This is a genomic window from Pseudoalteromonas sp. TAE79, from assembly GCF_000498015.1.
Lineage (GTDB): Bacteria > Pseudomonadota > Gammaproteobacteria > Enterobacterales > Alteromonadaceae > Pseudoalteromonas.
The window spans coordinates 1-5,726 of record NZ_AUTL01000098.1 but is presented as its reverse complement, the minus strand read 5'-3'; the positions used below and the strand labels follow the sequence as shown (position 1 = coordinate 5,726).

Genomic DNA, 5,726 nt, shown 5'->3' with positions numbered 1-5,726 from the left:
CTAGAAAGTGCCAACAGCGGACATTAGTGACGCCTCGTTATACGCTGAATGCACCTATCTAAAAGCTTTAATTGCCTCATTAAGCTGCACATCTTTTCCGCTTTCAATATTGTTCACATTAAGAAATACAAATTCATGATCTACAGGCAATCCAATGTTTTCATAATTTTCCCCATGAGAATTGAGATACCTTTCATTTGATAATGTGATCCCCCAACCATTAGGCAAAGCTTTTGTTAACGCATCGCTAAAAGCTCCGTAGCTTCTTTCACCAATAAAAGTAACATTGCCCCTTGCTTGTAAACCTAAAAGAAATACTTCAGCCGCACTAGGTGTTTTTTGACTAGTTAGAACAACAATGCTTCCTGTGTAATTATTAATTTTTGATGGAGCGACAACAATTTTTTGAAGTTCACTGTAACCTGTCGATGTTTTAAACTGTTTCCCCCCCAAGGCTAATTCTGAATCTATTAAGTAAGATAAAATAGAAAATGCCACTAAGTCACTTCCACCCATACTAAAACGTAAGTCAATAATTAAACCATTGCTTTGTTTGATGATAGGCGTAAATATCTCCATAACCTCTTTTGTTGCTTTTACGTCATTATTTGAGAAATCATCAAAGTTACTTATTTTTAAATAGGCAATATTTTGAGGCGTTTTTGCTAAGGTAAAATTATCGTGATATTGAAGAGTGGAATAGTTTTTATCAATGTAATTTTTAATGTTTTCCTGAGACTTTTCAATTAATGCGGTATGTAATTCCCAGTAAGTTGAGTATTCAGGGTAGTTTTCTGAGTGCGCTTTTAATTCATCCCAAAATGACCACTTTCTTGGTGAGTAATGTGAAAGCCTATCAAGATCTTGATTGAGTAATATGGCATGACCGTCGCGTAATTCTTTAAGAAAGTCATCTATGATACTAAATAGCTCATCTTGCGTAGTTTTTGAGGTTATTCTTTTTTGCCAAAGTTTTCTCTGCTCAACCCAATTAATATTTTTATCTTTTGAAAATGCATAGTGCTCTTCAAAATTATTCATTAGAACGTCAAGAACAATACTGGCATTAAATTCATAGTTTTTGTCTTTAATACTAACAATTTTTTCGGATTGACATTGAGCGGGTAAACTATCTAATTTCGTTAGCTTTAACGGAAACAAACCACCAAAGTTAAGTAAGCGAGTATCTTTATTCACTTTTTTTGTTTCTTCAATGAACGAGATTTGTTCAAACTCATCGGTGATAAAGTGGTTTTCCAAACAATGCTTAGTTGTTAAATCAAAGGCTGTTGTTTTATTGTCCACAGTATGAAAAACGTAACCATAACCTTGGGTTTTCCAAGTTGTCTCAGTGGAGTTCGCAGAATTAATGGTACAAAGTACGGTGAGTAGAAATAACAAAATCCCTTTATTCAAAGTTTACTCCTAATAGTGAATCACAACCGAACTAGACTAAGCGTAGAATGCTGTCTTAAGCGGCAAATTGCTGTTGGCTAAAAGAACTGAGGTCCACCATTTTTAAAATTTGTAATTAATAGCTGATTTTACTGGTCGTCCACCTTAGGGCGTGTTGTTAGGCAACGCTTTGCGCTATATTGCCCCGTAACCTTTTTATTTGGAATAGACTTACAACAATAAAACTAATGCCTATGCCTAACAAAAGCAGACTTGGTAACCATAAGGACATAAACCCACTTATTACAGGAGCTTTAACATTACCACCGCTATAAAGAACGGTTACTTGCTCTTGTTCTTTATAGCAAGCGGGACTACAACCATAATTAGACTCAAAAGTATGCTGTTTTTCAGTTTCATCCATGAAGCTTACTACAGGATATAGCGAGTCGTCTTTTTGAATTAACTCAATTACAGTGCCTTTTGCTGATAACGCGTTGTCGATAAAATCTGACGTACTTTTAGTAATATACAAGCCACCCAAAAACATCAGAACACCAAGTACCAGATACATATATCCTATCTTAATGTTGTTGTTCATTTTGCTGACGATACTGAACATACTTGAGTTACCTAAAAATTTAATAGTGCGCTTATCGCACATATTTCTGCCGACTTAACGCTCATTTGTCTACTCTATATAGTTTTAACAAATAACCTAAGGTATTACTATCACTAAGTTTTCTAAAATATTTGAGTTAAGTTAAATAGATCAATATGCGCGTGCAGCTCATTTTTATGAATATATGCGCAAAAAGCAGTTTGACCAATCAATTAACTATTATATTTAGCTAATCTCAATGACCGGTTATCGCTCATTTCTGTCTTTCAAGTTTCAGCTTCCACATATCAATAGTTAGTACTGGGTTTAATCGTACTTGGTCTAGCTCTGTTTAAGCATCATTGTTGTGATGTTTTCTGTAATAGTCCTCACTATGTTTATGCCTTTAAATACAATACTTAACAGGTTTGTTAACGCAATTTAAAATAACGATAAAAGCAGCGTACTTACGTTTTTATTAAATAAGCTAAATTGTGAAGTGAGTTTTTAAATTATTAAAATTTAATGAAGTAGTAATGGTTAGTTTGTAACTTTTTATTTTGAAGGATATTTAATTCTTAAAAGCGCGATGTAAAATCGCCCCTACGAATATATCTAAAACTCGGTACTGTCTCTTACTAAAAACTAAGTACTGTCTCCTGAAAACTACTTTCTAAAAGCAATCTTCTAAAAGTTATAAAAAAAGCCTAAAAGCGGTTACCACTTTTAGGCTTAGTAGTTTTTGTATTTAAACAGGTATTAAAAATATCTATTTAAAACACTTATTTCATTTATGCAGCTAAATTAGCTAGCGATCATAATGCTTTTAACATTCACAAATTCGCGCATACCAAAGCCGCCGTGCTCTCGACCATAGCCACTGCCTTTAACACCACCAAACGGTAAGTTAGGCTGTGCTAAACCATAGCCATTAATGTTGATCATACCTGTGTCAAAGTGCTTTTTAGCAAGTTCAATGGCTTTTTTCTCATCTTTTGAAAAAATACCACCGCCTAAACCGTAGCGAGAGTCGTTAGCGATACGCATTGCATCGTCGTTGTCTTTCGCTTTAATAAGCGAAGCTACTGGGCCAAATAATTCGTCGTCATAGGCTGGCATACCAGGTGATAGGTTATCAAGTAGCGTTGGTGGGTAGTAGTAACCTGTTTGCGAAGGTATTTCGCCGCCCGTTACTATGTTTGCACCTGCTTTAACTGATTCCATTACTTGGTCGTGAATGCCGTCGCGTAAATCTTCACNGAGCCATTGGGCCTAAATCTGTATCGTCAGCCATTGGGTCGCCCATTTTCATGGCTTCAAATTGCTCTTTAATTTGCGCTTTAAAGTCATCGTAAAGTGACTCTACAACCACAAAGCGTTTAGCTGAAACACACGTTTCACCGTTATTGATCATGCGCCCGGTTACACAGGTTTTAACTGCAAGCTCTAGGTCTGCGTCATCAAGTACTAAGTAAGCGTCGTTACTACCAAGCTCTAACACTGTTTTCTTAACGTGTTTACCTGCTTCTTCTGCTACTTTTTTACCTGTCGCATCACTACCGGTAAAGGTTACGCCACTAATTGCTTTGTGCGAAATTAAAGAACTGGCTGTTTTGCCGTCGATAAGTAGATTGTTAAAGCAATACTCTGGGAAACCAGCTTGTTTAAATAGCTCTTCTATTTTTTCAGCCATGCCAAATACATTACCAGCATGCTTTAATACGGTTGTGTTACCCGCCATGATGTTAGCAGCACTGTAGCGAATTACCTGATAAAGCGGAAAGTTCCATGGTTGAATACCTAATAGTACACCTGTTGGTTGGTAGCTGATAATTGCGCGGCCGCCGTCCATATCACGTTCTTCGTCAGCAAGTACTTGTGGGCCTTGTTCGGCTGTATAACGACAAATTCCTGCACATAGTTCAACTTCTTGAAAGCCTTGCTCGTAAACTTTACCCATTTCCTCGGTCATGAGTTTTGCAATAGCTTCTTTTTGATCTTCAAAGAGTGAGGCTAATTTATTAAGGTATTTTGCACGTTCAGTGAATGACGTTAATCGCCATTTTAAATATGTTTCGTGAGATTTTTCGATTACCTGTTCTGCTTCCTTTTGAGAAAGTAGTGTATAGGTTTCAATGGTTTGCTCAGTTGCGGGATTAATCGTTTTAACTGTGTTACTCATTTCTATCTCCTTACAAATTTAGTTATTTAAAAGGTGCAAGGCTAGAGCCAGTTTTTATAAAAAGTTTATTTTGTTTTTATCCATCTGATTTTATTAGTTAAATTTAGATTTTTGCTGAAGGGGGATTTTTTAAATATAAAAATTGAGGTGCTCGAGGTAGTAAAATATTCTGGGCGTTGCAAAATTTACAACACCCTCTGGGGCAAACACCTAAGGGATCCCCAAAAATAATTATTAAATTTCAATCACATCACTCACATCCATATTTTTCCAATCGAGTTGCACTACCACCTGTACGAAATAGGCTAGCCCTTCCAAGTAATCTCGCCGCCGCAGCTTAATGGACTGTTTTTTGAAGTATCGCAACCCAACAAATGCCCATGACACTACTCGCCTGTTTTTGCTTGAGTTAGCTTGAAAAGCCCCTGTCTTTCCTGCTTTGTCTATCACAGCACCCAGCATCATTGAGAACCAATGAGCCAATGTTGCGAGCAGTAAAAGTATGTCTAATCGATAGAGTTTGTTCGTTCTGTGCAGATCTGAGCCTAAGCCGAACCTAACACTTTTTTGGTCTCGAAACCCTGCCTCTATCTGCATTCTCATTCCATATAGCTTGAGCACCTTTTCGAGAAAGTGGTGTCTTTTTGGAAGAGAAGAAACGAGTAGCCAAGGCTCCTTATAACCGCGTTTTTTATCTCTTTTTAATAACTTATGTCCCTTGCCAACCAACACTGCATGAGTTTGATATTTTGCACTTTTGGTCAGCTCGGTCGCGCCAAGATACTGGCTCTTACGCTGATTGTTCTTGAATAGTGACTGGCATGGAATAAACTCATCGCTGTCCTGCGTTTTCAAATGTGCCGTACCACGAACCCGACTAATATAATGCCAGCCATTGTTCCGCACGGCTTTGAGCCAGGGGACTTTAAAGCCCGCATCCGTCACAATCACGGGGCGGCAATCACTCGGCAAGATCAGTTTGAGCATCTTTAAAAACCGTTTTTGCACTTTTGGGCAATGATATTGAAAGCTGAATGCACTTTCCTGATACAGGGTTAAAGAGCGACCTTCACTGACAATGCTGGCACGCAGAATACAGTATTTGGTTTGTGTATCAGCATGGCTCCAATCGACCAAAATGACGGGATGCTTTTCAGTGACCACAAAACGGGTTAAGCGAACATAAACCGATATCGATTCACGCAAAAGCTCATTGTTACTGAGTAGTCGGTCAATACGTTTAATATCATGTTTTTCAGTTGTTTTTGAATCCAAATTGCGGCCGATAGACGTCAAGGTGCATTGCTGACAGTGCAAAAGAGATTTAACGGCAGCGACTAGAGTATTAAATCTGGCTTTATGAATAGAGTTAGGGGTGACAGCGCGGAGCATATTGTGCAAAATAGTAGACGCATTCATGGTGTTTAGTTCTGTTGTTTTTAAGCGATTCATAAGATCACAAAACACCATGAATGTTCCCTCACTACCCACATTTTTTAATACTGTTAGTTCATTGATATGTAAAGGCTAATTCTGGGGATACTTTAG

Annotated in this window: 3 protein-coding genes and 1 pseudogene; all 4 read right to left on the bottom strand. The window is 37.6% G+C overall.

Annotation, left to right across the window (positions count from 1 at the left end; translation table 11 throughout):
• Nucleotides 1–54 precede the first annotated feature (54 nt).
• The 4 genes and pseudogenes from L655_RS0105125 to L655_RS0105110 all read right to left on the bottom strand — a co-directional run bounded on the left by L655_RS0105125 (nt 55) and on the right by L655_RS0105110 (nt 5,630).
• A complete protein-coding gene (locus L655_RS0105125) occupies nt 55–1,416 on the bottom strand; it encodes a S41 family peptidase (protein WP_024604315.1) in 1,362 nt (453 codons plus the stop codon).
• Nucleotides 1,417–1,573: 157 nt separating this feature from the next.
• Entirely contained in the window at nt 1,574–1,996 is a 423-nt protein-coding gene (locus L655_RS0105120) for a DUF3592 domain-containing protein (RefSeq protein ID WP_158522945.1), read from the bottom strand.
• An 804-nt stretch (nt 1,997–2,800) separates the two neighbouring features.
• Nucleotides 2,801–4,178, bottom strand: a pseudogene (locus L655_RS01000000125125) (NAD-dependent succinate-semialdehyde dehydrogenase).
• A 234-nt stretch (nt 4,179–4,412) separates the two neighbouring features.
• Nucleotides 4,413–5,630, bottom strand: a complete 1,218-nt coding sequence (locus L655_RS0105110; RefSeq protein WP_125825536.1) for an IS4 family transposase — start codon at nt 5,628–5,630, stop codon at nt 4,413–4,415.
• Nucleotides 5,631–5,726: the final 96 nt, after the last annotated feature.